At 75.8% G+C, this 23,821-nt stretch carries 13 protein-coding genes; 9 read left to right on the forward strand and 4 right to left on the reverse strand.

The window, feature by feature from the left end; translation table 11 throughout:
• Positions 1-238 precede the first annotated feature (238 nt).
• Positions 239-1,744: an NAD(P)-dependent oxidoreductase gene (locus tag ACIRBX_RS00840; protein ID WP_402292926.1), complete on the reverse strand. Its 1,506-nt coding sequence runs from the start codon at positions 1,742-1,744 to the stop codon at positions 239-241.
• Positions 1,745-2,011: 267 nt separating this feature from the next.
• Here ACIRBX_RS00840 and ACIRBX_RS00845 point away from each other — a divergent pair, with 267 nt between their 5' ends.
• Positions 2,012-3,085: an EcsC family protein gene (locus ACIRBX_RS00845; protein WP_402292927.1), complete on the forward strand. Its 1,074-nt coding sequence runs from the start codon at positions 2,012-2,014 to the stop codon at positions 3,083-3,085.
• A 7-nt stretch (positions 3,086-3,092) separates the two neighbouring features.
• Here the strand turns inward: ACIRBX_RS00845 and ACIRBX_RS00850 are convergent, their stop codons facing one another.
• Together ACIRBX_RS00850 and ACIRBX_RS00855 are read right to left on the reverse strand one after the other, a co-directional pair.
• Positions 3,093-4,631, reverse strand: a complete 1,539-nt coding sequence (locus ACIRBX_RS00850; protein ID WP_402292928.1) for an AMP-binding protein — start codon at positions 4,629-4,631, stop codon at positions 3,093-3,095.
• A 133-nt stretch (positions 4,632-4,764) separates the two neighbouring features.
• Entirely contained in the window at positions 4,765-5,496 is a 732-nt protein-coding gene (locus ACIRBX_RS00855; protein WP_402292929.1) for a PIG-L deacetylase family protein, read from the reverse strand.
• Positions 5,497-5,704: 208 nt separating this feature from the next.
• On the opposite strand from ACIRBX_RS00855, the gene ACIRBX_RS00860 reads away from it, so the two are divergent.
• The 3 genes from ACIRBX_RS00860 (at position 5,705) to ACIRBX_RS00870 (ending at position 7,911) form a co-directional block, all read left to right on the forward strand.
• Positions 5,705-6,241 carry a DUF4240 domain-containing protein gene (locus tag ACIRBX_RS00860; protein ID WP_402292930.1) on the forward strand — a complete coding sequence of 179 codons (537 nt, stop codon included), beginning with the start codon at positions 5,705-5,707 and terminating at the stop codon, positions 6,239-6,241.
• Between the two features lie 53 nt (positions 6,242-6,294).
• Positions 6,295-6,840: an OsmC family protein gene (locus ACIRBX_RS00865; RefSeq protein ID WP_402292931.1), complete on the forward strand. Its 546-nt coding sequence runs from the start codon at positions 6,295-6,297 to the stop codon at positions 6,838-6,840.
• 324 nt (positions 6,841-7,164) lie between these two features.
• Positions 7,165-7,911 (forward strand): DUF6193 family natural product biosynthesis protein, encoded by a 747-nt coding sequence (locus ACIRBX_RS00870; protein ID WP_402292932.1) that lies wholly within the window; start codon positions 7,165-7,167, stop codon positions 7,909-7,911.
• A gap of 137 nt (positions 7,912-8,048) precedes the next feature.
• Here ACIRBX_RS00870 and ACIRBX_RS00875 read toward each other — a convergent pair whose 3' ends face one another.
• Positions 8,049-9,869, reverse strand: coding sequence for a glycosyl hydrolase family 18 protein (locus ACIRBX_RS00875; protein ID WP_402293870.1), 1,821 nt, complete (start codon positions 9,867-9,869; stop codon positions 8,049-8,051).
• 605 nt (positions 9,870-10,474) lie between these two features.
• Here ACIRBX_RS00875 and ACIRBX_RS00880 point away from each other — a divergent pair.
• The 5 genes from ACIRBX_RS00880 to ACIRBX_RS00900 all read left to right on the forward strand — a co-directional run bounded on the left by ACIRBX_RS00880 (position 10,475) and on the right by ACIRBX_RS00900 (position 23,807).
• Positions 10,475-11,347 carry a DUF4132 domain-containing protein gene (locus ACIRBX_RS00880; RefSeq protein ID WP_402292933.1) on the forward strand — a complete coding sequence of 291 codons (873 nt, stop codon included), beginning with the start codon at positions 10,475-10,477 and terminating at the stop codon, positions 11,345-11,347.
• Positions 11,344-16,284, forward strand: a complete 4,941-nt coding sequence (locus tag ACIRBX_RS00885; RefSeq protein ID WP_402292934.1) for a DNA-binding protein — start codon at positions 11,344-11,346, stop codon at positions 16,282-16,284. The genes ACIRBX_RS00880 and ACIRBX_RS00885 overlap by 4 nt, the downstream gene beginning before the upstream one ends.
• Positions 16,285-16,357: 73 nt before the next feature.
• Entirely contained in the window at positions 16,358-17,548 is a 1,191-nt protein-coding gene (locus tag ACIRBX_RS00890) for an AAA family ATPase (RefSeq protein WP_402292935.1), read from the forward strand.
• A gap of 434 nt (positions 17,549-17,982) precedes the next feature.
• Positions 17,983-21,666, forward strand: a complete 3,684-nt coding sequence (locus ACIRBX_RS00895) for a DUF5682 family protein (protein WP_402293871.1) — start codon at positions 17,983-17,985, stop codon at positions 21,664-21,666.
• The gene (locus ACIRBX_RS00900) at positions 21,663-23,807 is read left to right on the forward strand and encodes a hypothetical protein (RefSeq protein WP_402292936.1); all 2,145 of its coding nucleotides are present in this window, start codon (positions 21,663-21,665) and stop codon (positions 23,805-23,807) included. Before ACIRBX_RS00895 ends, ACIRBX_RS00900 begins: the two co-directional genes overlap by 4 nt.
• Positions 23,808-23,821: the final 14 nt, after the last annotated feature.

Here is a 23,821-nt window from a genome sequence, read left to right on the forward strand (position 1 = left end):
CCGTGGGCCGACCCGGCCTCGGGTCGGCCCCGGTCCCCCGTCGGCTCCGGGCTTGTGCCTCCGCCGGCCGATCGGACCGCTCACCCGGCGCGATCCGATCCGCTCCCCCGTCGTCCGTCTCCCTCCTCCGCGTTCCGCGCGGCGATCCGGGCGACGGCCGCCTCAGGCGGGATGACGGTGGCGGTGCCCCGGTCGCCGCCGGTCAGCGTCGAGGAGACCGGGTGCGTGGCGGTGGGGTTCATCCGGTCGGCGAAGGCCCCGGCCCGATCACGGCCAGCCAGCGGCGGCAGAAGTCCGGCGTGATCGGTTCGAAGATCTCCGGGCTGGACGCCTCGACCAGGAACCGGATCACCGCGTCGTCCTCCCCCAGTTCCACACCGTCGTGGAGGTGCACGGACTCGGCCCAGAGCGGGAGTTCGGCCAGCGGCAGCCGTCCGGCCAGCAGCCTGCCGAGGACGTCCGCGACACCGGCCCGGTCCGCCCGGACGAGGGCTCCGGACCAGGCGGGGCCGGGAGTGGCGCGCAGCAGGCCCTCCAGTCCGCCCCTCCAGTGCACCAGGTCGCCCAGGGCCGAGGCTCCGCCAGGATCCGAACCACCCGTCTCCTCACCCGGCCCGTACACCGCGTTGCCCTCACCCTGCTCGGACACCGCGCTCCCCTCCGCCGACACCGGCCCCGGCCCGGGCCCCCGCGCGAGCTCCGCCGCGAACGCGTCCACCAGGCGCCGGGACGCCTCCCGCATGGCCGAGCGCGTCATCCCGGCCGCGTGCGGCGACAGCGTGCAGTACGGGTTCCCGGCGAGCGGCGAGCGGTGGCCCGGGCCCTCCCGGTCGAAGACGTCGACGCCCGCCGCCGCCGGCCCCGCCGACGGGTCGCGCAGCACCCGGTCGAGGGCGGCCTCGTCCACCACACTGGCCCGGGCCGTGTTCACCAGCACCGAGCCCGGCCGCATCAGGCGGAGCTCGGCCTCCCCGATCAGCCCTGCCGTACCGGCCGTGGCCGGGACGTGCACCGAGACCACCTCACACTCCGTCAGCAGCTCCGCCAGCGAGGCGATTCGCCGCCCCGGCCAGCCCGCCGCCCGTTCCGCCGTGAAGCGCTCCGAACCGTGCGCCAGCACCTCCGCCCCGAACGCCCGCGCAAGCAGCGCCACCTGTCGGGCGACGGCGCCGGTGCCGACCACCCCGAAGCGGGCACCGGCCAGGCCGGTCGTGGGCAGGCCGGTCACGGCAGCCGCCCAGTCCCCCGCATGCAGGGCGGCCGAGCGCCGGGCGACACCGCGCAGCGCGTCGAGAGCCAGCGCGAGGGTGAGTTCGGCGACGGCGGCGGCGTTGGCCCCAGGGGTGGTCAGCAGCGTGACGCCCGCCTCCTCCGCCGCCACCCGGTCGAAGGTCTCGGAGCCGCTGGCGGCCCGGCCCGCCAGGGTCAGCCGACGCTCCAGGTCAGGGGCCGTGGCCCGGCCCAGGACGGTGCGGTCCAGCGGTATGCCGGCCCGGCACTTGAGCGCGTCGAAGCCTCGGCCGCCGTCCTCCAGCGCGCTCGCCAGCTGCGCCGCGTCGAAGCCGTCGAAGTCCAGCACGGGCCAGCGTCCGGCGATCCGCTCCCGCAGGGCGGGGTCGGTGAGCCGGCGCAGGTTGACGACCGGCTGGAGGCCGAGCGCCTCGAAGGCCGCCAGTTCGGCCACGGCCAGCTCGGGTGGTGCGGTGTCCACCACCAGCAGCCGCGCGGGGTGACGGGCGGTCATCTCGGCCACTCCTCTCGTCGGTGTCGCACCTTCCAGGTGGGGTGCGGAGTACCGCATCGTGACAGACCGGACCGCCGCCATGCCTGCGGATTCCCCCGCTCGGCCCGGCGCCTCCCACCACCACCGCCTACCGTCCGGGCGCCCTCGGCACGGACCGTCCACCCGGCGCTACCGGATTCCCGGACTCGGTCACGCGTTCGTGGCGGAACTGACAGGGTGTACGCAGCCGTCGCCTCCGGCGATCACGCGCGAATCGGAGTGAGCAGCATGAGCACGCACGCCGTACCGTCCGCCGACGGTACGACCCCGCCGTCGATGAGCGAGTACGAGGCAGAGGTCTGGGAAGGGCTCAACGACCACTGGGAGCGGCGCAACAACCGCCGGGGGATACCCAACTGGGCGAGCACCGCGGTCAGCCGGACCACCGAGGCCGCCGGCAACGCGGTGTCCCGGGTGGCCGGCGCGGTGCCGGAGGCGGTCAAGGCACCGATCCGCCGCGCCGGGGACGCCGTCACCGCGAAGGCGCTCCGGCCCGCCGTGGGGGCGGCGACGGCACTGCTCGGCCTGGTCAACGACTGGGCGCTGGAGCTCAACGACCCCAAGGGCGTCGAGCAGTTGGCCCGTAAGCGGGGCGTCGAGATCGACGGCTTCGCCGAGCTCCGCGAGCAGGACCTCAAGGTGTGCGACCGTCTGCTGACCATGAACACCCTGAAGTGGCGGACGGCCGGCGCCCTCGAAGGCGGCACGATGGGGCTGCTGGCCATGGTGCCGGTGGCGGGCATCCCCGTGGCCATGACGGCGGACGTCCTGGTGATCCAGGTCCTCAGCGCCTCCATCGCCGCCCGGATCGCCTACTCCTACGGCTACGACGCGAAGGATCCCCAGGAGCAGGAGTTCATCCAGCGCTTGGTCCGCCGGTCCTTCGTGGAGCAGGCGGCGAAGGCCAAGTCGCTGCGCGACACCGCCCGTGCGGCGGACGCGTTGAAGGGCCGGACGCGATGGTCGGCCAAGCTCCGCAACGACCACCAACTGATCGCCGCGCTGGAGAAGTTGATGCAGCAGCTCGGCCCGGCCGGCGCCCGGGTGCCGGTCAAGGACGTGGCCAAGGTGGTGCCCTTCATCGGGGTCGTGATCGGTGCCGGGATGAACGCCGCGATCCTCGGCCGGGTGGCCTCCGACGCGCAGCGGTACTGCCAGACCCGCTTCCTCTGCGACAAGTACGGCCTGCCGCTGCCCGCCGCGCTGGCCACCGATCCCGCCGACCCGACGGCCCCGGAGGACGGCCCCGGCGACGTGCGCTACGAGCGCTTCGCGGACGTCCCCGAGGCCGGCGCCGTCTGACGGCGGGTCAGTGCGCGAGGGTGGCGCGCAGGCGCTGCTTGTCCGGCTTTCCGACGGGGGTGAGCGGGATCTCGGCGACCAGGTGCAGCGCCTCCGGTGCGTAGATCCGGCCCTTGTGGGTGGTGACGAAGGCCCGCAGGTCGTCCAGCTGCGGCTGCTGCCCGGCCGCCGGGACCACCACCGCGTGGACGTGCTCGGCCTGCTGGGCGTCCCGCAGGCCGAGCACGGCGCACTGCGCCACGGCCGGGTGGGTGAGCAGCAGGTCCTCCACCTCGGAGGGGTGGACGTGCCCGCCCACCACGATGATCTTGTCCGAGCGGCGGTCGGTGAGGTAGAGGAAGCCGTCCGCGTCGAGGTAGCCGATGTCCCCGGTGTTCAGCCAACCGTCGTGCAGCACCTGGGCGGTGAGGTCCGGCCGCTTCCAGTACCCGGCCATCAGACCGGGCGAGCTGACCTCGATCTCCCCCACCTGCCCGGGCGGGAGCTCGGCACCGTCGGCGTCCCGGACCGCCACCCGCACGCCGGGCAGCGGGCGGCCGACCGGCAGCCGGCCGTCGTGGCCGGTCCGGTCGTGGTCCTCGGGGGTGAGGACGGCGATGTTCTGCGCCTCCGACATCCCGTAGCCGCTCCACAGGATCGGCCCGAACACCCCGATCGCCTCCTTGATCCGGGTCGGCGAGGCGACCGAACCTCCGTAGCTGACCCGGCGCAGGCTGGACAGGTCGGTCCGATCGATCGCCGGGTGGTCCAGCAGCCGGTGGAGCAGCGGCGGCAGGACCCAGAGGTCGGTGATCCGCTCGCGCTCGACAGCGGCCAGCACCTCCCCGGGGTCGAAGGAGCGCTGGAGGATCACCTCACCGCCGTGGTGGAGCGTCAGATCGCTGAGCACGCCGGCCAGGTGGGCGATCGAGCTGGCGGCGAGGAAGCGCGGGCGCCCGTCCACCGGGCCGAAGGTGCCGTCGAACGCCCTGCGGTAGGGGCCGTGCAGGCTGAGGATGCCCTTGGGGATGCCGGTGGTGCCGCCCGTGTGCCGGATGCCCAGCTCGTCGGCCGGGCCGATCGGCACCGTCGGGGGCTCGGCGGGCAGATCGGCCGAGGCGGCGATCACGTCCGCGCCGAGGGCGGCTCCGCCCGGCACCGGACCGAGCGTCAGGACGGTCGGCACGTCGACCAGGGCGAGCAGCCCCGGCGCGTCCGAGGCCCGTTCGGCGTCCACCAGCAGCACGGCGGTGTCCACGCTGGTGACGATCTCGGCGAGCACCTCCGCGCTCATCCCGTCGTAGAGGTTGACCACCCGGGCGCCCGCCACCCCGGCGGCGTGCCGGGCACCGAGCGCCTCGGGGGTGTTTCCCGTGAGCAGCGCGACGGTGGTGCCGGGGCCGACGCCCCGGGCGATCAGCTCGTGGGCGAGCCGGTACGCGGCGGCGGCGTAGGCGCCGGCGGTGATCCTGGTGCCGTCGGCAGCGGTGACGGCCTGCCGGTCGGGGTCCCGGGACAGCGAGCGCAGGACGAGGGCGGGGGCGCTGATGAACTCCGGTTCGGTCACGGCCACTTCACTCCTACTGTCGTCCGGCGTGCTGTCGTCGGTACCCGAATCGACAGCCTAGACCAGTGATCCGGACGGCGGACGGGTTTCCCCGGACCGCCTCCGCCCCGCTCCGCTCCACCTCGTCGACGTCCTAGACCTCGTGGCGGACGTACCACTCGGTGCCGGTCAGCTGCTCCCGCTCCGCGACGCTCACCGCGGCGAGCCGTCCGGGCAGCGCACCGCGCTCCACCTCGCTGCGGTGCGCGAAGATCGCGCAGAGCTTGGTGCGCACCCACGGCCGGACGTCCACGGCGGTGGTCACCTGCTCGTCCGGCATCGCGTACAGCACCCGGCCGGGCGCCAGCCGGCGGCCCAACTCCCGAGCCACGGAAGCCGGGTGGGTGGCTCCGTAGAGGGCGGCCGGCTGCCAGGCCGGTCCGGCCTCCGGGTAGAGCAGGCCGAGCCCGGCGGCCCGGGCCGCGAGCAGGGTGACCCGGTGGGTCTGCCGGTGGTCGGGGTGACCGCTGAGGCCGCCGTACGCGTCGTGGGTGAGCAGCACCTCGGGCCGGAACTCACGGATCTGCGCCACCAGCCGCCCCACCGCCTCGTCCAACGGCACGTCACACCAGCGCACCGCCCCCGGCGCGGACTCCGGCACCTTGGCGTCGGCGTACCCGAGCAGTCGGGGCTTGCCGGCTACCAGGATCCCCACTGCCTCGGTCAACTCCTCGGCCCGGTGGGTCCCTTCGGCCCAGGTGGCGGTGACCACCGCCGTCCGGGCACCGGCGGCGGCCCGCGCGGCCAGCACTCCCCCGGCCACCAGCGATTCGTCGTCCGGGTGTGCGAACACCGCCAGTACGCTGCCGGCCGTCTCGAGCTTCACGGGTCTCCCTGCCGTCGGGGTGGGTGAGCGGGTGGTCGCTCCGTCGGATCACAACGTCCACGAAGCAGCGATCGTGCCACCCCGTCCGACCGACCGGTAGGGTGGCGGCCCGCCCTCACCCGAAGGTGTCGCCCGGTCCGCCGGACCTGTCCGACCTGTGTGGCAGGGTCATGCGTGACCGACCCGACCGAGAGCCGAGCGTGCCACCGTGAATCCCGCGAATGTCCCCACCGCCTCCCCCGAGCACTACGCCCCCGCGATGTCCTGGGACCGCTTCTGGCAGCTGATCGACCGTCTGGGGGTCGCCGAGGACGGCCGGGTGGCGTGCGCGGAGCTGGAGGCCGCCTGCGCTGGACTCACCGAGACGCTGGCCGAGGAGCCGGTCGAGCAGATCCTCGGCTTCGGCGAGCGCCTGGCGGAGGCGCTGTACACCCTCGACCGCGCGGAGTTCGGCACCCTCCCGGTGGCGGGCCTGCGCACCGGCAGCGGGGCGCCCTTCCCGCAGTCCGACGACTCCTTCCTCTACTCCCGCGCCGCCGTGGTCGCGGCCGGCCGGCATACCTACGAGAGCGTGCTGGGCCACCCTGAGCGCTTCGCCCCGTTCACCGCGTTGCAGGCCGAGGAGCTCCTGTACGTCCACGAGGAGGCGTACGAGCGGGCCACCGGCGAGGAGTACGACGAACTGACCTTCCACTGCTACGAGAGCTGCTCGAACGAGGCGGCCTGGCCCGACCTCCACCGCTGACCCCGGCACCGCTCTCCAGCCGCGCCCCACCCGCGGGCCCTACGCTGCGGGCCATGACGCACACACCGACCACGACCACCCACCGCCCCGGCCTGGCCGAGCACCTGCGCGACAAGGGCGCGGCGATGCGCGAGGCCGCCGCCCGGCGGCCGACCGGTGCTGACTGGGACGAGGAGATCGGCGCGGTCTGCGTGGCCGACGACGCGACCGGAGTCCGCAAGGTCCGGATCGGCGACTGGTCGTTCCTCGGTGACGGCGGGCCGGACATCGGCGGCTTCGGCCTCGGACCGTCCTCGCCGGAGCTGCTCTGCGCGGTGATCAGCACCTGCCTCACCCACACCGTCCTCTGCCTGGCCGCGCTGTCCGACGTGCCGCTCGACCGGGCGGAGGTGCGGGTGAGCGCGCGCAACAACGACGCCCGCTTCTTCGGCGTACCGACCGACGCGCCCGCCGTCCCGTACGACCTGACCGCCGTGGTGGAGCTCCGCAGCACGGCCGCGCCGGAGACGCTGGCGCAGCTGCTCGCCGAGGCGGACGCCACCTGCCCAATGCTCCGGATGGTCCGCTCCCAGCACTCCCTGACGGTCAAGCACATCTGAGGCCCGCACTCCGGGGCGGCGCACTCCGCGAACGGCTCGCGAGGTCTCCGCCCCGGACAGTGCGGTCAGCTGCCCCGGACCGGTGCGCCGCCCGGACGCAGCACCGGGGCACCGACGGGGCGAGCGGCCGAGCCGCCCGCCGCGCCCTCGGCCCGACCGGCGAGCGGAGGCGACGGCACCGGCAGCCCCGTCTCCGCCGACCGTCACGCGCGGGTGGGTCGCCTCCCCCGGGCGAGGGGCCGGCGGCCCATCCGCCCGTTCGGCTTCCGGTCCGCCCCACGGGCCACTAGGGTTTCCCCGCCCACTCATGATCGGAGCCCATCGGTGCCGCCAGAACCGCAGCCGGCCACGCTCTACCCCGACGTGGCCGCGCACGGGAGCCTCGCCGCCGCGCTCCGGCCACCGGCCCGTCCCGGCGACCCGACGCCCTCCGCGCCCGCGCCCGCGCCCGCACCCGCACCGGTGGACGACCCCGCCGAGCCGCTGCTCCGCGCCACCCAGGCCAGCGTGCTGCCGCACCGCACCTCCCTCCAGGTGTCGGCCCACCGCTTCGAACGCCTGTGGTCCGTCACCGCCTTCGCGGCCAACGGGCTGGTGCTCTCCGGCAGTACGGCCGACCTCGGCCACCTGCCGCCGGTGCTGGCCGGCTGGGCGGACGGCACCCCGCTCGAACTCATCGGCCGTGCCGCACCGTTCGAGCTCCTCACCGGACGCCCGGAGGTCCCGGGCGGCCGGGCCGCCGACGTCGTCACCGCCGAGTGGGCCTGGCTGCGCCACGAGGCCCGGACGGCCGGACTGCTCGCCCTGGTCGAGGCCGCCCACGCCGCTCCGCAGCTGCGGGAGCTCTACCCCTACCTGGACCACGGCGCGCTGAGCTTCGCCCTCGGCCCCGATGTCCGCGACGCCGCACCGGAGTTCGTCGCACTGGCGGCCCCGCAGGCAGGCGGGCCGTACACCGTCCGGGAGAGCTGGAACGGGCCGGTCGTCGCCCGGGCCGACACCCCGGCCGACGCGATCGCCGTCACGGTCGCCCGCCTGCCCGGCTGGCGGACCCTGCTCTCGCTGCTCTGAGCACCCGCCCAGGGGGTGTCACCGGCCCCGAAGCACGACCGGAACCCGTTCTCCCGCACCGGATTCGATCGCCCTGGACATGCCGACGGCCCGCCGGTCACGGGGACCGACGGGCCGTCAGGTACGAGCGAGGGGGGTTACTTCAGGCCGGTGTTGATCGCGCCGACCAGCTCGCCGTTGGTGGTGTCACCGCTGAACTCCCAGAAGAAGGCGCCCTTCAGGCCCTGCGCCTTGGTCCAGGCCATCTTGGAGTTGATGGTGGCGGGGGTGTCGTAGCTCCACCAGTTGGTGCCGCAGTGGGCGTAGGCGGTGCCGGCCACCGTGCCCGTGGCGGGGCAGGTGTTCTTCAGGACCTTGTAGTCCTCGATGCCGGTCTCGTAGGTGCCGGCCGCCGCACCGGTGGCGGTGCCGCCCGGGGCGGACTGGGTGACGCCGGTCCAGCCGCGGCCGTAGAAGCCGATGCCGAGCAGCAGCTTGTCGGCCGGGACGCCGATCGACTTGAACTTGGCGATCGCCTCGGCGGAGTTGAAGCCCGCCTTCGGGATGCCGTCGTACGAGGTGAGCGGCGAGTGCGGGGCGGTCGGGCCCTTGGCGTTCCAGGCACCGAAGAAGTCGTACGTCATGACGTTGAACCAGTTCATGTACTGGGCGCCGCCGGCGTAGTCCGCCTTGTCGATGTTGCCGCCGGTGGAGGCGTCGGCGGTGACGGCCGCGGTGACGAGGTCGTTGCCGAACTCGGCGCGCATCGCCTGCATCATCTTCTTGAACGAGTCGGCGCCGCTGGTGTCACAGGTCAGGCCGCAGGCGTTCGGGTACTCCCAGTCCAGGTCGATGCCGTCGAAGACGTCGGCCCAGCGCGGGTCCTCGACCAGGTCGTGGCAGGACTTGGCGAAGGCGGCCGGGTTCTGCATCGCCTGGCCGAAGCCGCCGGACCAGGTCCAGCCGCCGAAGGACCAGATCACCTTGATGTGGGGGTACTGCTGCTTGAGCTTGCGCAGCTGGTTGAAGTTGCCGCGCAGCGGCTGGTCCCAGGTGTCGGCCTTGCCGTCCACCGAGAGCTCGGCGGTGTAGGCGCGGTCGTAGTCGGCGTAGGCGTCGCCGATGGTGCACTTGCCGCCCTGGACGTTGCCGAAGGCGTAGTTGATGTGGGTGATCTTCGCGGCCGAGCCGGAGGTCACCAGGTTCTTCACGTGGTAGTTGCGGCCGTAGACGCCCCAGTTGGTGAAGTAGCCGAGCTTGACCTTGTCGCCCGGGTCGATCACCGTGCCGCCGGTCTTGATCGGGCCGGGCGCGCTGGCCGGGCCGGTCAGGTCGGCGTTGTCGCGGGCCACCACGGTGTAGGTGTACGTCGTACCGGCCGTCAGGCCGCTGTCGGCGTAGGAGAGTCCGGTGACGGTGGCGATCTTCACGCCGTCCCGCAGGACGTCGTAGTTCTTGACCGCGACGTCGTCGGTGGCGGCGCCCCAGGAGACCTTGAGCGAGGTCTCGGTGATCTCGGAGCCGGTCGGGGTGCCCGGCGCCGTGGGCGCCTTGTTGGTGCCCGGGTTGTCGGTGCCGTCGCAGGAGCCGCCGTTCAGCTTGCAGCCGCTGGCGGTGCCGGGGCCGACGCCGTTGAAGCCGAAGGTCACGGTCGCGCCGGGGGCCAGGGTGCCGTTCCAGCCCTTGTCCTTGGCGGTCCAGCGGGTGCCGCTGTTGGTGACGGTGGCGTCCCAGGCGGAGCCGACGCTGGTGCCGGCCGGGAAGTCCCACTCGACGGTCCAGGAGGTCAGCGTGGTGGTGCCGGTGTTCTTGATGGTCCACGAGCCGCCGAAGCCGCTGCCCCAGTCGGAGCCCTTCGCGAAGGTGGCCGTGGCCGAGGTGGCCGCCTGGGCGGGGGTGGACAGGCCGACGACTGCGGCCAGCGGAAGCACCAGCGCGGTCAGGCCGGCGGCTGCCGTCCTGAACCTGCTCCTGGGCATGGTGGTTCGAGCGCTCAACGGGGCTCCTCGACGTGGGGGGTACGGACGAGAGGTGGGGAGTCCGAGCAGCCGCGCCACCGGCCCGGCTGCTGCGCCGACCTTAGAAAGGTCCGTACCAACTCGTCAATAGGTCCAGACCACTTGGGCTTTACCGTCCCTTTGCCCCGACCCGTCCCGCCGCCACCCACCCCTGACGGACCGTCAGCCGTCGGCCCGGCCGGCTCCCCGGACATTCCGCACCCCGTCGAACCGGGGGGGACCGGCCGAATTCCGGGGCCGTCCGATCCACCCGGCACCCACCGCTCACCGCCCCCTCGCACACCCTTCCACCAGGCACGGCGGAATTCCTCCCGCCGACACGGACGATCACCGGGCGCATTTCCCGGATTCCCGCGCATTCTCCACCACCCGGTATTTCCCGTTCCCCGCCGACACCCGGCCCGGCACCCGGTGCGGCGCCCACGACCGGCCCCCTGGGGCGCGCACTGTCCGTCCGAGCCGCTAGCTTTGCCGCAACACCGAACGGAGTGTCCGACAACCTCCGTCTCTGCGGTGGTTTTCGACGACTTGACACGTACGTGGCACGAGATCGAGGAGGGGTGCGCATGGGCTGGCTGGCGGCCGGCGAGGGGTACGAGATATCCCTGGTGGAAGGCAAGGTGACGGCGCGTTCGACGGGCGGACGGGCGGCGGGGCGGCAGTTGAAGTCGCTGCCGAAGGCGGTCCGGGAGCATCCGGAGACGGAGAAGCTGCGCCGCTTCGCCGAGTGGCTGGACCGGCACGCGGCCTCCTGCGTGGCGCAGGTGGACGCCTGGATGGTCTCCTCGCTGCCCGTGCCGACCGGGCTGCTGGCCCGGGTCTGGCCGGACTCCGCCTGGCAGGCCGCGCTGCGCGACCTGGTGGTGGTCGGCGCCGACGAGACCGAGGTCGGCCTGCTCCGCGACGTCACCCCCGAGGGTGAGCTGCGCCTGGTGGACCTGGACGGCGAGACCGTCCGGATCTCGCCCGCCACGGTCACCTTCCCGCACCCGGTGCTGCTGCCGGACCTGGCGGACCTGCGGGAGTTCGCCGCCGAGCTGGACGTCGTCCAGGGCGTGGAGCAGATCCACCGCGCCACCTGGGAGCGCCCGGCCGAGTTCGCCGAGAACGCGACCAGCGTCGACGAGTTCTCCGGCGGCCGGTACCCCTCCCGGTTCGGCCTGGCGGCCCGGGCCACCGCACTCGGCTACAAGGTGACCGGCGGCTACGCCTCCACCCGGATCCGGGACGGCCTGCGCACCGTCGAGGCCAACGTCTGGATCGGCGAGCCCTACTGGGACGGCGACTCGGAGACCGGCGGGCTCGGCTGGCACGGCCCGGACGGCCGCTCGCTGCCGCTGCGCGAGGTCGGCGCGGTGGCCTGGTCGGAGGGGATGCGGATGGCCGCGGCGCTCTACGCCGGGCGCTCCGTGGAGCAGCAGGAGGGTGAGGACGCATGACCGGGACCAGCACGAAGGACGGCGGGGCAGTGGGCGAAGGCACGGTGCTGACGGAGGCTCAGGCCGAGGAGCTGCTGCTGGCCGGTGCGGTGCTGCCGCCCGGCACCGAGGGCGCCGGGCGCCGCGCGGTGCCGCTGACCGCACGCACCTACACCCACCCGGCGGTGGACGAGCGGATCGTGGTCCGGCTGGTCGCGGCCGAGCTGGGCTCCGCCGAGGACCTGGCGGCCGGCTACCTCGGCCTGGCGCCGCAGGGCGAGCCCGCCGAGGTCGGCCTCGGGCTGCGCCAGGCGCTCGGCTTCCCGGAGTGGGTGCTCGCCCACCACCCGGCCGACGGGCACCACGCGCTCGGCGTGATGCCCGAGTTGGAGAAGATCGCCCGGCAGGCGAAGTCCAAGCCCAAGGCCGCGCTGGACGCCTACGCGGAGCTGGCCACCCGGCTGGCCGCCGCCGTGCCGCACTTCCTGCCCACCTTCCTGGAGCAGGCCGGCCGGGTCTTCCTGGGCGTGGAGAACGCCACCTACGCCGCGCAGCTCTTCACCAAGGCCCGCCGGGCCGAGGCGCAGCACGGCCTGGAGCTCGACGAGGAGCGCCTCGACGCGGTCTTCCTGGAGTTCGCCCTGGCCGGCGCACTGCCCGTCAAGGTGCTGACCTCGTACGGCAAGGAGCTGGCCGCCCGGGTGCCGGCCGCCGAGGCGTTCGAGCGCTTCCGCGAGCTCTGCGTGCGCCGCACGGCGGGCGGGCTGCAGCCCTCCGCCCAGATGGCCACCGACCTGCGCCGGCTCGCCAAGGCGGCCGGCCTCGACCCGGACACCGCCGAGGGCGAGTACCTCGCGGAGCTGCTGGAGCTGCCGGCCACCCTGCGGGCGGCGGGCGGCTGGTGGAAGGGGCACCGCAGCGCGTTGATCGCCCTGGGCAAGCGGGACGAGGCGGTGCGCGGCCGGCTGCTGAACCTGATGCCGACCGGCGACGACCGCGAACTCCCGGGCCTGTGGCTGGAGATCCTGGCCGAGTCGGGCGCGGACGCCGGTCTGGCCGACGCCGGGCTGCCCGAGGCGCAGCGCCCGGCCGACGGCAGCGTCGGCTGGTTCCGCCGGTTCACCGCCTGGCGGGACCGGGGCTGGCGCCGGGTCTCCCGGATCGCGCCGCTGTACCCGCTGGTGGACCGGATGGCCGACCGGCTGCGGGCCGAGCTGGCGGGCACCGAGGAGGTGCTGCCGCTGATGCTCTCCGACGTCGACCTGGTCGACCAACTCCTCGCCCTGGAGCTCCCCTTGGAGGAGCCGAAGGAGAACCACGCGCTCGCCCTGGAGGAGTGGGCGCAGCACCAGGACGGCCGCCGCGACCTGCTGGCGGTCGGCGCGGACGAGCGCTTCCACCCGGCCTTCCGGCAGGGGCTGAACCGGATCTCCGGCGACTCCGACGGCCTGACCGCCCTCGAGGTGCTGACCGACTCCCCCGGTGGCCGTCCGCTGCTGACCGCCTGGATGGCGAAGGTGGCCCGGGATTCGGCCGCCTCCGGCCTGCCCGGTCTGCCGGAGGCGCTGTCCCGGCTGCGCTGGCTGCCGGGCGGGGTGCTGGCGCTGGCCGAGGAGGAGGTCCGCGCGGCGGCCTCCTTCGACCTCGGGGAGACCCTGGCCAAGGCGCTTCGGGCCGGCATCATGGACGAACTCGGCTGGGGCGCCTGGGACGCGGCCACCTCGGAGCTGGTGCCCCGCAAGGACGTGGACGAGATCATCGTCGCGGACGGCTGGCCCTACCTGATCGCGGCCGGCCCGTCCCAGGCCCGGGTGCTCGGTGCCGACGGGGCGGTGCTCACCCACGACCTGCGGATCCCGGCCGGGGACTCCAGCGACCGGGACCGGGGCTACCTCTACACCGACGGCTCGCTGCTGGTGCAGTGGGAGTCGCGGGCGCAGAACCGCAACGCGGTGGGCTACTGGCACACCGCCGCCGACCACGTCTTCACCTTCGGCGAGCACACCGAGACCCGGGGCATGCGGACCACCTGGCTGGGCTCGCTGCGCAGCTTCGGCCTGCCGGTGGCCGGCGGTGGCTTCACCACCGGCAAGGGCGTGGTGAAGGCCGGGGACACCGCGCTGCCGGGCGACCGCTCGATCATCTCGGACGGCACCTCGTACTGGGTGTGGGCCGACCCGACGGGCGGCCACGCGCACACCTGGCGGGAGTACGACCCGGCGAGCGGCGCCGTCGGCCGGGAGTCGCTCCCCGCCTTCCTGGCCGACGCCACCAAGCACGACCCGGCCGGCACCCGCTGGCTGTCCGGCTGGCTGCTGCCGGCCCCGGACGCGGTGGACGGCCCGTCCTCCGCGCCGGTCGGCGGTCTGGTCGGCTGGCGGTCCGTCAGGCTGCCGGACGGCCGCTTCCGGGGCGAGGACGTGGCGGGCCGTCAGGTCCTCCTGCCGTCCGAGCTGCGGGCGCCCAGCGCGCTGGTGCACTTCCCCGGCGCCGAGGGGCCGACGGCCGTGGTGCGCGAGGGCTACCGGGCCAAGCTGTACACCGAGGACGGCGGGCTGCTCGCCGAGCTGCGCACCGACGACGAGCCGGGCGAGTTCGCCGCGGGCACCCCGCTGCTGCCGCCGATGCGGTACTGGCACCGGCTGCGCCCGCGCGACGAGGCGGGCTCGCTCGCGCTGCGCCGGATGGACGCCGCCACCGCCGGGACGCTGCTCAAGGCGGCCCTGGCGGAGGACCGCGAGCGTCCGACCTACCTGATCTACACCCTCACCCACCTGCTGCCCGAGGTGACCGACCCCGCGCTGCGGGCCGGGATCGCCGGGATCGTCCGCTACGCGGCCGGCCAGCAGAGCGTGCTGGACAAGGTGAGCGAGCGGCTGACCGAGGAGCTGGCGGGCGGCCCGAAGCCCTCCGCCCCGACCGGCCCGGCCGACACCGAGCTCTCGGCCGCACTCAGCGGCACCGGTCTGCTGGCCCGCTGGTGGGGCTACCAGACCACCCACCACGTGGCCGCCCAGCTCGCCGTGCTGACCGAGGCGGCCCGCCCGGAGTCGGCCGCCCGCCCGGCCGGCACCCTGCACGTGGACTGCCCGGAGATCCCCTACGAGGCGGTCTCCTGGACGCGGCTGCCCGCGCTGGCCGAGGTGGCCGCGCTACGGGCCGCCACCGCGCCGGAGGAGGAGCAGCGGACGGCCGCCGCCTGGTTCGCCGGGCGGCTGGTCGAGCTCGGCCTGCACGGCTCGGCGCCGACCTGGCGCAGGGCGGTGCTGCAACTGGCGGGCCGTCACCTGCTCGCCTCCGACGGCACGCACCGGCGCGGCACCGACGACACGCTGCTGGCGCTCGGCGACGGGGCCTTCCTGCTGTTCGCCGACAGCAAGCAGCTGGCGGACGGCTCGACCTCCTCCCAGGTGCTGTTCCACGACCCGGCGCAGCGCTTCGAGGTGCCCGCGCCGTACACCGTGCACACCATCGGCGAGGTCGGCAGCGGCAGCCCGGACGGCACGGCGGCGGCCGTGCTGGCCCTGGCGGCCGAGCGCGGTCCGGTGGAGTGGCGGCCGGAGGCGGCCGAGCGGTTCGCCGCGTTGACCGGCGTCACGCCCACGCTGGCCGCCCTGGTGACGGCCGGTCTGCCGCAGGTGGACTCCAGCGAGCGGAACTTCCTCCCCTCCGAGCTGCGGACCGCGCTCGGGCTGAAGGTGGCCGAGGCCGCCGTCGCCCGGGACGAGCTGCGCGCGCTGGCGACCGAGACCCGCCAGCACCTGGTCCGCTCGCTGCTGCCGGCCGACCCGGCCGGGCTCTGGGCGGACGGCCCGGACGTCGAGGCCGTGGCGGCGGTCTGGATCGGGGCCGTGGGCCGCCGGCTGGCCGTGCCGGAGGCACTGCTGGCCGAGGCGGTCAAGGGCCTGCGCACCTCCTGGGTGGCCGGCCAGGCGCTGGTCGCCGTCCTGGAGCCGGACGCCGCGCCGGAGTTGAACCGGGACCTGGAGTGGACGGTGCGCGGCGACCGCTGCGTGCCGGCCGAGGCGGGCGAGACCGGCTTCAACGCCAACGTGCTGACCGGCGCGGTGTCCACCGCCGCCTGGCTGGCCCACCGGCTGCCCGCCGGTGACCCGCTGCGGGCCGGCCTGCCGGCTGCCCTGGCCGCCGTCCGGGCCCGGCTGGCCCACCCGGGCCTGCTGCTGGACCTCGGACGGTACGTCAGCCTGCCCGACTTCAAGAAGGCGGCCGGTGCCCCGACCGAGGTGACCGACACCCACGAGCGCTACGGCGCGGTCATCATGGCCACCCACGACAACCAGCCCGCACCGGGCATCCGCACCGCGCTGCTGGACGCTTCCGGGCAGGACCCGTACCTGGCGGTGCTGCGCGGAGACGGGCAGCCGTTCGCCGCCGAGGTGGCACTGCGGCTGGCGGCCTCCGCCGACTTCGCCGCCCTGCTGGCCGACCCGGGCGCCCCGGCGGCCGGCGAGGCGGGGGCGGACGGCACCTGGTGGCCGCAGGACCCGTCCCGTTCGGTGCCCGACCTGGTGGGTGAGGTGTCGGCCGCGCACGGGCTGGGCGCGGACGCCGCCGTGCTCTACCTGATGCTGCTCGCCATGCCGGACCCGACGGACAAGAACACCGCCCGCTGGACCGGCTGGCGCCCGGCCCGGCTGAAGGCCGCCCGGGCCGAACTGGCCGCCACCGAGCTGGTGGTGACGGCCACCCGGACCAGGGCGGGGCGCTCGCTCTTCCTGCCCGGCGGCTGGACCGAGCGGCGCTCGCCGTACGTGCCGCTGGAGACCTGGAAGCTCGCGCTGCTCGGCGAGCTCGCCGCCGAGGACGTGCCGCTCGGCGCCCTGGTGCCGACCGCACCGCCGGCCGAGCTGTACCGCCGGGCCTGGCAGCGCATCCAGGACGGCGACCTGCCGCGCTTCGAGCAGCTCAAGGTGAAGCGCGCCGGCCGGCGCCGCTGACCCCCCGTCACACCCCCCCGGCCGGGGTGCGGCCCCCGCCGCACCCCGGCCCCCACCTCCTGAGGAACTCCTGATGACCACCGTCACCGTCACCGACCCGGCCACCGACCCGGCCGGGCAGCCCGCCCGGCAGGTCCTGCCCGCCGAGGAGAAGTACGCCGCCGAGCTGGCCTTCCTGGCCGCCCACGACCACGGCCCCCGCCCGCCCGGCTGGGCGCTCACCCCGTCCGCCGTGGTCACCTTCGTCTGCGGCAGCGACGGCGCGCTGACCCTCACCCCCGCCCGCCGCAAGGGCACCGGGCTGCCCGCCTCACTCACCGTCAGCCGCAAGTTCGTCGGCGAGCGGGCGCTGGTCGAGCGCTGCGTGGTGACCCTGGCCGGTGAGCGCGGCCTGCTGCTGGTCGGCGAGCCCGGCACCGCCAAGTCGATGCTCTCCGAGCTGCTCTCGGCGGCCGTCAGCGGCACCAGCGAGCTGACCGTCCAGGGCACCGCCGGCACCACCGAGGACGCCTTCCGCTACGGCTGGAACTACGCGCTGCTGCTGGCCCAGGGCCCGACCCCGCAGGCGCTGGTCGCCTCGCCGGTGCTCACCGCGATGCGCAGCGGGAAGGTGGCCCGGATCGAGGAGGTGACGCGCTGCCTGCCGGAGGTGCAGGACGCGCTGGTCTCGATCCTCTCCGACCGCCGGGTCTCCGTCCCCGAGCTGTCCGGCACCCCCGACGCCACGGTGCCCGCCGTGCCCGGCTTCACCGTGATCGCCACCGCCAACCTCCGGGACCGGGGCGTCTCGGAGATGTCCGCCGCGCTCAAGCGCCGGTTCAACTTCGAGACGGTGGAGCCGATCGCGGACGCGGCGGCGGAGACCGCGCTGGTGCGCGAGCGCGCGGGCTCCGCCGTGGAGCGGGCCGGGGCCGCGTTCGGCGTGGACGACGCCGTGCTGGACGCCCTGGTCACCGTCTTCCGCGACCTGCGCTCCGGCCGCTCGGCGGAGGGTTGGGACGTGGAGCGGCCCGGCACCGTGATGTCGACCGCCGAGGCCGTCCAGGTCGCCTCCTCCCTCGGCCTGGCCCGCGCCTACCTCCCGGGCACCTCGGCCGACGCGCTCGACCTGATGCCCGGTCACCTGCTCGGCGCCGTCCGCAAGGACGACCCCGCCGACCACGCCCGGCTCCTCGGCTACTGGGACGGCCCGGTCCGCCGCCGCGCCGAGGACGGCTCCGCCCTCTGGCGCCGGCTCTGGGACCTCCGGGAGAACCTCCGGTGACGACCCCTCCCACCTCCCGGCCCCCGACGCCGGGGACCGGCACCCCGGGTCCGGCGGAGCCGCACCCCTCCGCCGGGCCGGGCCCTCTGCACGGAGCACCCCCTGTGACCTCCCCGCACCGCACCCCCGCCCCCCGCGGCCTCACGCCGCCGCGCCCCGGCCCGGCCGCCCCGGCCTCGCCGGGCAACCCCGCCGCACCCGCCGCGACGGCCCGGCCGAACGACACCCCCGCCACCCCACCCGCGCCGACCGAGGCACCCGGACCACGCGCCTCAACAGCCCAACTCACCGACCCTGAGCGGCCGTTCCCCGAGCGACTCGGCACAGCCGCCTTGCGCAGCACCACCGACCACACCGGAGCCACCCTGCGCGACAGCGTGGCCGCACCCGCCGGAACAGCCCATCCGAGTGACACCACCGACACCCCACCCGCGCTGACCGGAGCAGCCGACCCGCGAGCCGCGATGGCCGAACTCACCGACCCGGACGGGCCGTTCCTGATCGGCGTGCGGCACCACAGCCCCGCGCTGGCCGCCGTCGTACCCGAGCTGCTGACGGCTGCCGCACCGAAGGTGCTCTGCGTCGAGCTGCCCGCCGACTTCGACCGCTGGCTGCCGCACCTGGCCGACCCCGGCACCGTCGCCCCCGTGGCGCTGGCCGGGGCCGGAGCGGACGGCCGGCTCGGGTTCTACCCGTTCGCGGACTTCTCCCCCGAGCTGGCCGCGATCCGCTGGGCGCTCCGGGAGGGCGTCGAAGTCCGATGCTGCGACCTGCCGTTGGGCGATCCCGGCTGGTCGGCCACCGGCCCCTCCGAAGGTGCGGGCGACCGCCCCGGCCCGTCCTGGGCCGACGGCCTGGCCGCCGGGAACACCGGGCGGGCCGGTGACGACCTGTGGGACCGCACCGTGGAGGTCCGGGCCCCGGGCAGCACCCCCGAGGCGGTCCGCCGGGCCGCCCTGGCCGTCGGCTGGGCACTGCGCCAGGACGCCGCCGAGCGCGGCGGTGTCCCCGCCGTGGACCTGGCCCGCGAGGCGCACATGCGCGCGGTGATCGCGCGGGCCGCCGAGGGCGACCGACGGGTCGCCGTCCTGGTCGGCTCCTTCCACGCGGCCGCGCTGACCTCTGCGTCCGTGCGCAGCACGGCGGTCGGCGCCGAAGGTGACGGGCTGTCGAGCCCGGCCGCCGTCACCGGCCGCCCCGCCGCCGGCGACCCGGCCCGCGAGGCCGCCTCCGGCACTCCCGGCAAGCCTTCCGGGCAGTCCCGGACCACCCCGCCGGCCGCCCCCTCCGACCCGGCGGGCACCCCGGAGGTGACCACCTCGCTGGTGCCGTACACCTTCGGTCTGCTGGACGCCCGCTCCGGCTACCCCGCCGGCATCCGGGACCCGCGCTGGCAGCAGGCCGTGCTCACGGCCGGCGGCGATCCCGAGCAGGTGCGGCAGGCCGCTGCCCGGACCATCACCGAGGTCTGCCGTGAGCTGCGTGCCGCCGGCCACCCGGCCGGGACCGGCGAGGCTGCCGAGACGCTGCGGCTGGCCGGTGACCTGGCCCGGCTGCGCGGACTGCCCGCGCCCGGCCGGGGCGAGCTGCTGGAGGCCGTCAACACGGCCCTCGGCCAGGGTGAACTGCTCGGCCGGGGGCGGGCCTTGGCCCGCGCTCTGGAGACCGTGATGGTCGGCACCGACCGGGGCCGGACGGCCCCCGGGACGCCGCGCTCGGGCCTCGGCCCCGCCGTGGAGGCCGAGCTCGCCGAGCTACGCCTGCCGCACCCGGACGACCCGGACTCCCGCGAGCTCCGCCTCGACCCGCTGCGGTCCTCCCTCGACCGCCGCCGCGAGACCCTGCTCCAGCGCCTGGAGGTCTGCGGGGCCGGCTACGCCGACGCCGTCGAGGTCTCCGGCACCGGCGACGGCAGCGCCCTGACCACCCGCTGGCGGGCCGCCTGGACGCCCGGCGTCCCGGCCCGGCTGGACCTGGCCGGCGTGCGCGGGGTGACAGTCGAGCAGGCCGCCGCCGGCACCCTGCGCGAGCGGGCCCGGCAGCAGGCCGCCGACGGCGGGCCGAGCTGCGCCCAGCTACTGGACGGGCTGCGCGCGGCGGCCGTCTGCGACCTGCCCGCGCTGGTCGCGGAGCGGCTCGGCGAGGCGGCCGAGGCCCTGCCCGCCGCCGCCTCGCTGCCCGAACTCCTGGCCGCGCTCGACCTGTTGGAGGCGCTGCGGCGGGGCCACCTGCCCGGCACCACCGACGAGAGCCGCGCCGAGTCGGCCACCCTGGCCGAGACCCTCCTCGACGCCGCCGTGCGCGGCCTGCCCGGCCTGGCCGGCAGCGAGGAGCTCGCGGACGCGGCCGCGCTCACCGCGCTGGCCACCCGGGCCGCCGAGCACCGGCTCGGCCTGCGACTGGACGGCGCGCTGGCCGAACTGGCCTCCACCGGCTCGCCGTTGATCCAGGGTGCGGCACTGGCCGCCCGGGTGCTGCTCGACCTGGACGCCCCGGAGCTGATCGGCACCCGCACCGCCGGCTGGATCGACACCGCCACCCACCCCGAGGCCCGGCGTCGGCTCGCCCGGCACCTGGCGGGGCTGCTCACCGCGGGCGGTCCGCTGCTCCAGTACGCCCCCTCCGCCCTCGTCCCGCTGCTCGACCGGGTCGACCTCCTCCCCGACCAGGGCTTCCTGGACCGCCTGCCCGCCCTGCGGGCCGGCTTCGACGCACTCAGCCCGGCCGCCCGTGGCCGGCTGCTGGGCGAGGTCACCGAACGCCTCGGCGAGAAGCCCGACCTCTCGCTGGCGGCGGCACCCGGGCTGCTCGCCCTGTGGACGGCCGCCGACACCGCCGCCACGACCGCCCTGGCCACCCTCGGCCTGAGCAGCCCCGGCCTCGGCACGCTCGGCCTCGGCAGCCCGACCGGACAGGCCGACCGGCCGGGTTCCGAGCCGGCCGACCCCGGAGCGGCCACGGCGGACACCGGGCTGACGGACCGTCCGCACGCCGACCAGAAGGCCCTGCTGGCCCCCGCCGACCGCTGGCGGCTGCTGCTCGGCCGCGAGCCGGAGAAGCTCCCCGACGGCGCCCGCCGCTACGCCAACGCCCTGGACGAGCTCTACGGCGCGGGCCGGGGCGAGGGCTCCGCCGATCTGCCGACCGGTGACGGCGGCGGGAGCGATGCCTCCTTCCCGACCGCCCGCGAGTGGTCGGAGGAGCTGGCGGCGCTGTTCGGCGCCGAGGTCCGCGAGGAGGTGCTCGGCCAGGCGGCCGACGCCGGACGGCTGGACGTGCTGGCCGAGCTGGACCCGGCCTCGGTGCGCCCGTCGGTCGAGCTGCTCAGCTCGGTGCTCAACCTGGCCGGCGGTCTGCCGGAGGCCCGGCTGGCCGCGCTGCGTCCGCTGGTGCGCCGTCTGGTGGAGGAGCTGGCCAAGGAGTTGGCCACCCGGCTGCGTCCGGCCCTGCACGGGCTGGCCAGTCCGCGCCCGACCCACCGGCCGGGCGGGAAGCTCGACCTGCCGCGCACCCTGCGGGCCAATCTGGCGCACACCCAGCGCCTCGCCGACGGCCGCACCGTGGTCCTGCCCGAGCGGCCGGTCTTCTCCACCCGGGCCCGCAAGGAGGCCGACTGGCGGCTGGTGCTGGTGGTGGACGTCTCCGGCTCGATGGAGGCCTCCGTCATCTGGTCCGCCCTGACCGCCGCCGTGCTCGGCGGGGTGCCGACCCTCTCCACCCACTTCCTGGCCTTCTCCACCGAGATCGCCGACCTCACCGAACGGGTGGACGATCCGCTCTCCCTGCTGCTGGAGGTCCGGGTCGGCGGCGGCACCCACATCGCCAAGGCGCTGGCCCACGCCCGCTCCCTGGTGACGGTGCCCAGCCGCACCCTGGTGGTCGTGGTGAGCGACTTCGAGGAGGGCGGATCGGTCGGCGGGCTGCTGGCCGAGGTCCGCGCGCTGGCCTCCTCCGGCGTCCACCTGATGGGCTGCGCGGCGCTGGACGACACCGGCGCCCCGCGCTACTCGGTGCCGATCGCGCGGCAGCTCGTCGCCGCCGGGATGCCGGTGGCCGCCCTCAGTCCCCTCGCCCTGGCCCGCTGGGTCGGCGACCGTCTCCGCGGGGAGCACCGATGACCGCTGCCGACACCACCGTCCTTCCGCCCGCCGCACCGAAGTTGACGGCCGCCGCCGTCGGGGCGCTGACCTCCCGGCTGGCGAAGAAGCTCGACGCCACGGTGGCGCAGTACGCGGCACTCCCGGTGGAGCCGGCCGAGGGCGGCGGGGTCACCGTCCGCTGCGGCGAGGACGCCCTGGTCACCCTGACCCCGGGGCCGGACGGAGTGCTCCGGACCGACGACCAGGCCGCCTGCGGGTGCCTGCTGGCACCGCGCTGCCTGCACCGGGCCGCGCTGCTCCAGCTCTGCCCGCTGGCCGACCCGGCCGCCGAACCCGTTCCCGGGGCCGGTGCCGGCGCTGATGCCGGGGCCGGCGCCGGCGCTGATGGCGGGGCCGGTGCCGGTGCTGATGTCGCGTCAACTGTCGCGCCGGTCACCGCCGATCGGCCGGAGCACGCGGGGACCCCCGGGGCAGCCGCAACCGACGGGGCCGCATCCACCGAGCCCGAGGCCCCCGTGCTCGCCACCCCCGCCCAGATCGCGGCGGCCGACGCCCTGTGGGCAGCCGCCTCGGCAGTGCTCGCCGCCGGACTGCCGTCCGCCGGTGCGGTGCCGCAGGCCGAACTCCTGCGCGCCGCCCACACCGCCCGGCTGGCCGGGCTGCTCCGGGCGGAGGCGGCGGCACTGCGGGTGGTGCGCGGCCTGCGCAGCGCACGGGCCCGTACCGGCAGCCGGCCGCTGGCCGACCTGGCCGCCGCGCTGCGCGAACTCCTGCTCACCACGGCGCTGGTCCGCGCGGGCCGGGGCGATGCCGCGCTAATCGGCACCGCCCGGCGGGCCTACCAGGCGGGCGGTGCACTGCGGGTGCACGGGGTGTTCCGCGAACCGGTGCTGACCGCCACCGGCTACGGCGGCGTGGTCACCCACCTGGTGGACCAGGACGGCGCCTGGTACTCGGTGGCTGACGTCCGCCCGGGCGGGCCGGGCCGGGCCCGGGGTGCGGCGACCGCCCCGGTGGCGATCGGCGCCGCCGCGATGGACCACCGCGGGCTCTCGCACGGCGGTCTGCTGATCTCCGGCGCCACCGTCTCGGCGGACGGCCGGCTCGGCTCCGGCAAGGGCGTCAGGGCCAACGCCGTCCCCGGACTCCCGTGGACCGCAGGCCCGTTGGCCTCGCTCTTCACCCGCCCGCTCCCCGACGCCGCCGCCGACCGTCTCGGCGACGGCCCGTTGGCCGACCCGGCCGACGACGCCCGCCAGCGGACCCCGATCGGCTGCGACGTGGTGCTGCTCGGTGCCGCCGGTGACGCGGTACTGGCCCGCGCCGTCACCCCGGCTCCGGGCGGGGATCCGGACGGCCCCGGCGGCGCACAAACGGCCACCACCCTTGGCGCCGAAGGGAGTTCGGGCAAGCTCGGCGCTCTCGCCGCACCCGGGGAGGGGCCCGCCGGAATCCCGGAGACTCCCGACCCGACCGAGCCGAGCTCGCCGAGCGACCCGACCGGCGAACCGGGCAGCACCGTGTACCACGCCTACGGACCGGTCCTGCGGCTGGCCGCCGCGCACGGCCACCCGGAGCTCTCCCACACCGAGAACCTGCGCCAACTGGCCAGCCACCCCGGCACCTTGGTCCGGGTGCTCGGCCGGGTCGATCCCGACCGGGTGGCCACCCTGCGGGTGCTGGCGGCGGCTCCGGTGCCGGGCGCGGACCCGGGCCTGACGCTGCGCCTGCCCGCCGCCTGGAACGGCCGGGCGGACCTCGGCTACGACCGGCTGGTGGGCAGTCACTTCCCGGCCGACGCCGAGCCGGCCGGGCCGGTCGCCACCGGACCGGACCCGCTGACGGACGCACCGCTCTGGCGGCTGCGGCGCCTGGTCGAGCTGGGCGTGGCCGGCGGTCGCCGGGCGGTCGCCGAGTCGGCCCGGACCGGCGGAGGCGCGGCGGACGCGGCGGCGCTCACCCGCTCCGGCTTCCCGCGGGCGGCGGCCCTGGGCACCGCCCTGGCCGAGGCGGCGGACCGTCGCGGCCGCGACGTGTTCGGCCGGCTGACGGACGACGCGGGCGACGCGTACGCCGAGAGCTGGCTCGCCGCCTCGCTCCACCTCACGCTCGCCGAGCGCGAGTTGGTCCGCAGCTCCTGGCGCACCCCGGAGTACTGAACGGGCCCGGGGCG

It is taken from the genome of Kitasatospora sp. NPDC096147 (assembly GCF_044763225.1).
Lineage (GTDB): Bacteria > Actinomycetota > Actinomycetes > Streptomycetales > Streptomycetaceae > Kitasatospora.

Excerpts from the sequence above, each read along its gene's own strand:
- ACIRBX_RS00875 (WP_402293870.1), bottom strand. The coding sequence starts at position 9,869 with ATGCCCAGGAGCAGGTTCAGGACGGCAGCCGCCGGCCTGACCGCGCTG.
- ACIRBX_RS00865 (WP_402292931.1), top strand. The coding sequence starts at position 6,295 with ATGACGCACACACCGACCACGACCACCCACCGCCCCGGCCTGGCCGAG.
- ACIRBX_RS00900 (WP_402292936.1), top strand. The coding sequence starts at position 21,663 with ATGACCGCTGCCGACACCACCGTCCTTCCGCCCGCCGCACCGAAGTTG.
- ACIRBX_RS00840 (WP_402292926.1), bottom strand. The coding sequence starts at position 1,744 with ATGACCGCCCGTCACCCCGCGCGGCTGCTGGTGGTGGACACCGCACCA.
- ACIRBX_RS00885 (WP_402292934.1), top strand. The coding sequence starts at position 11,344 with ATGACCGGGACCAGCACGAAGGACGGCGGGGCAGTGGGCGAAGGCACG.
- ACIRBX_RS00845 (WP_402292927.1), top strand. The coding sequence starts at position 2,012 with ATGAGCACGCACGCCGTACCGTCCGCCGACGGTACGACCCCGCCGTCG.
- ACIRBX_RS00890 (WP_402292935.1), top strand. The coding sequence starts at position 16,358 with ATGACCACCGTCACCGTCACCGACCCGGCCACCGACCCGGCCGGGCAG.
- ACIRBX_RS00880 (WP_402292933.1), top strand. The coding sequence starts at position 10,475 with ATGGGCTGGCTGGCGGCCGGCGAGGGGTACGAGATATCCCTGGTGGAA.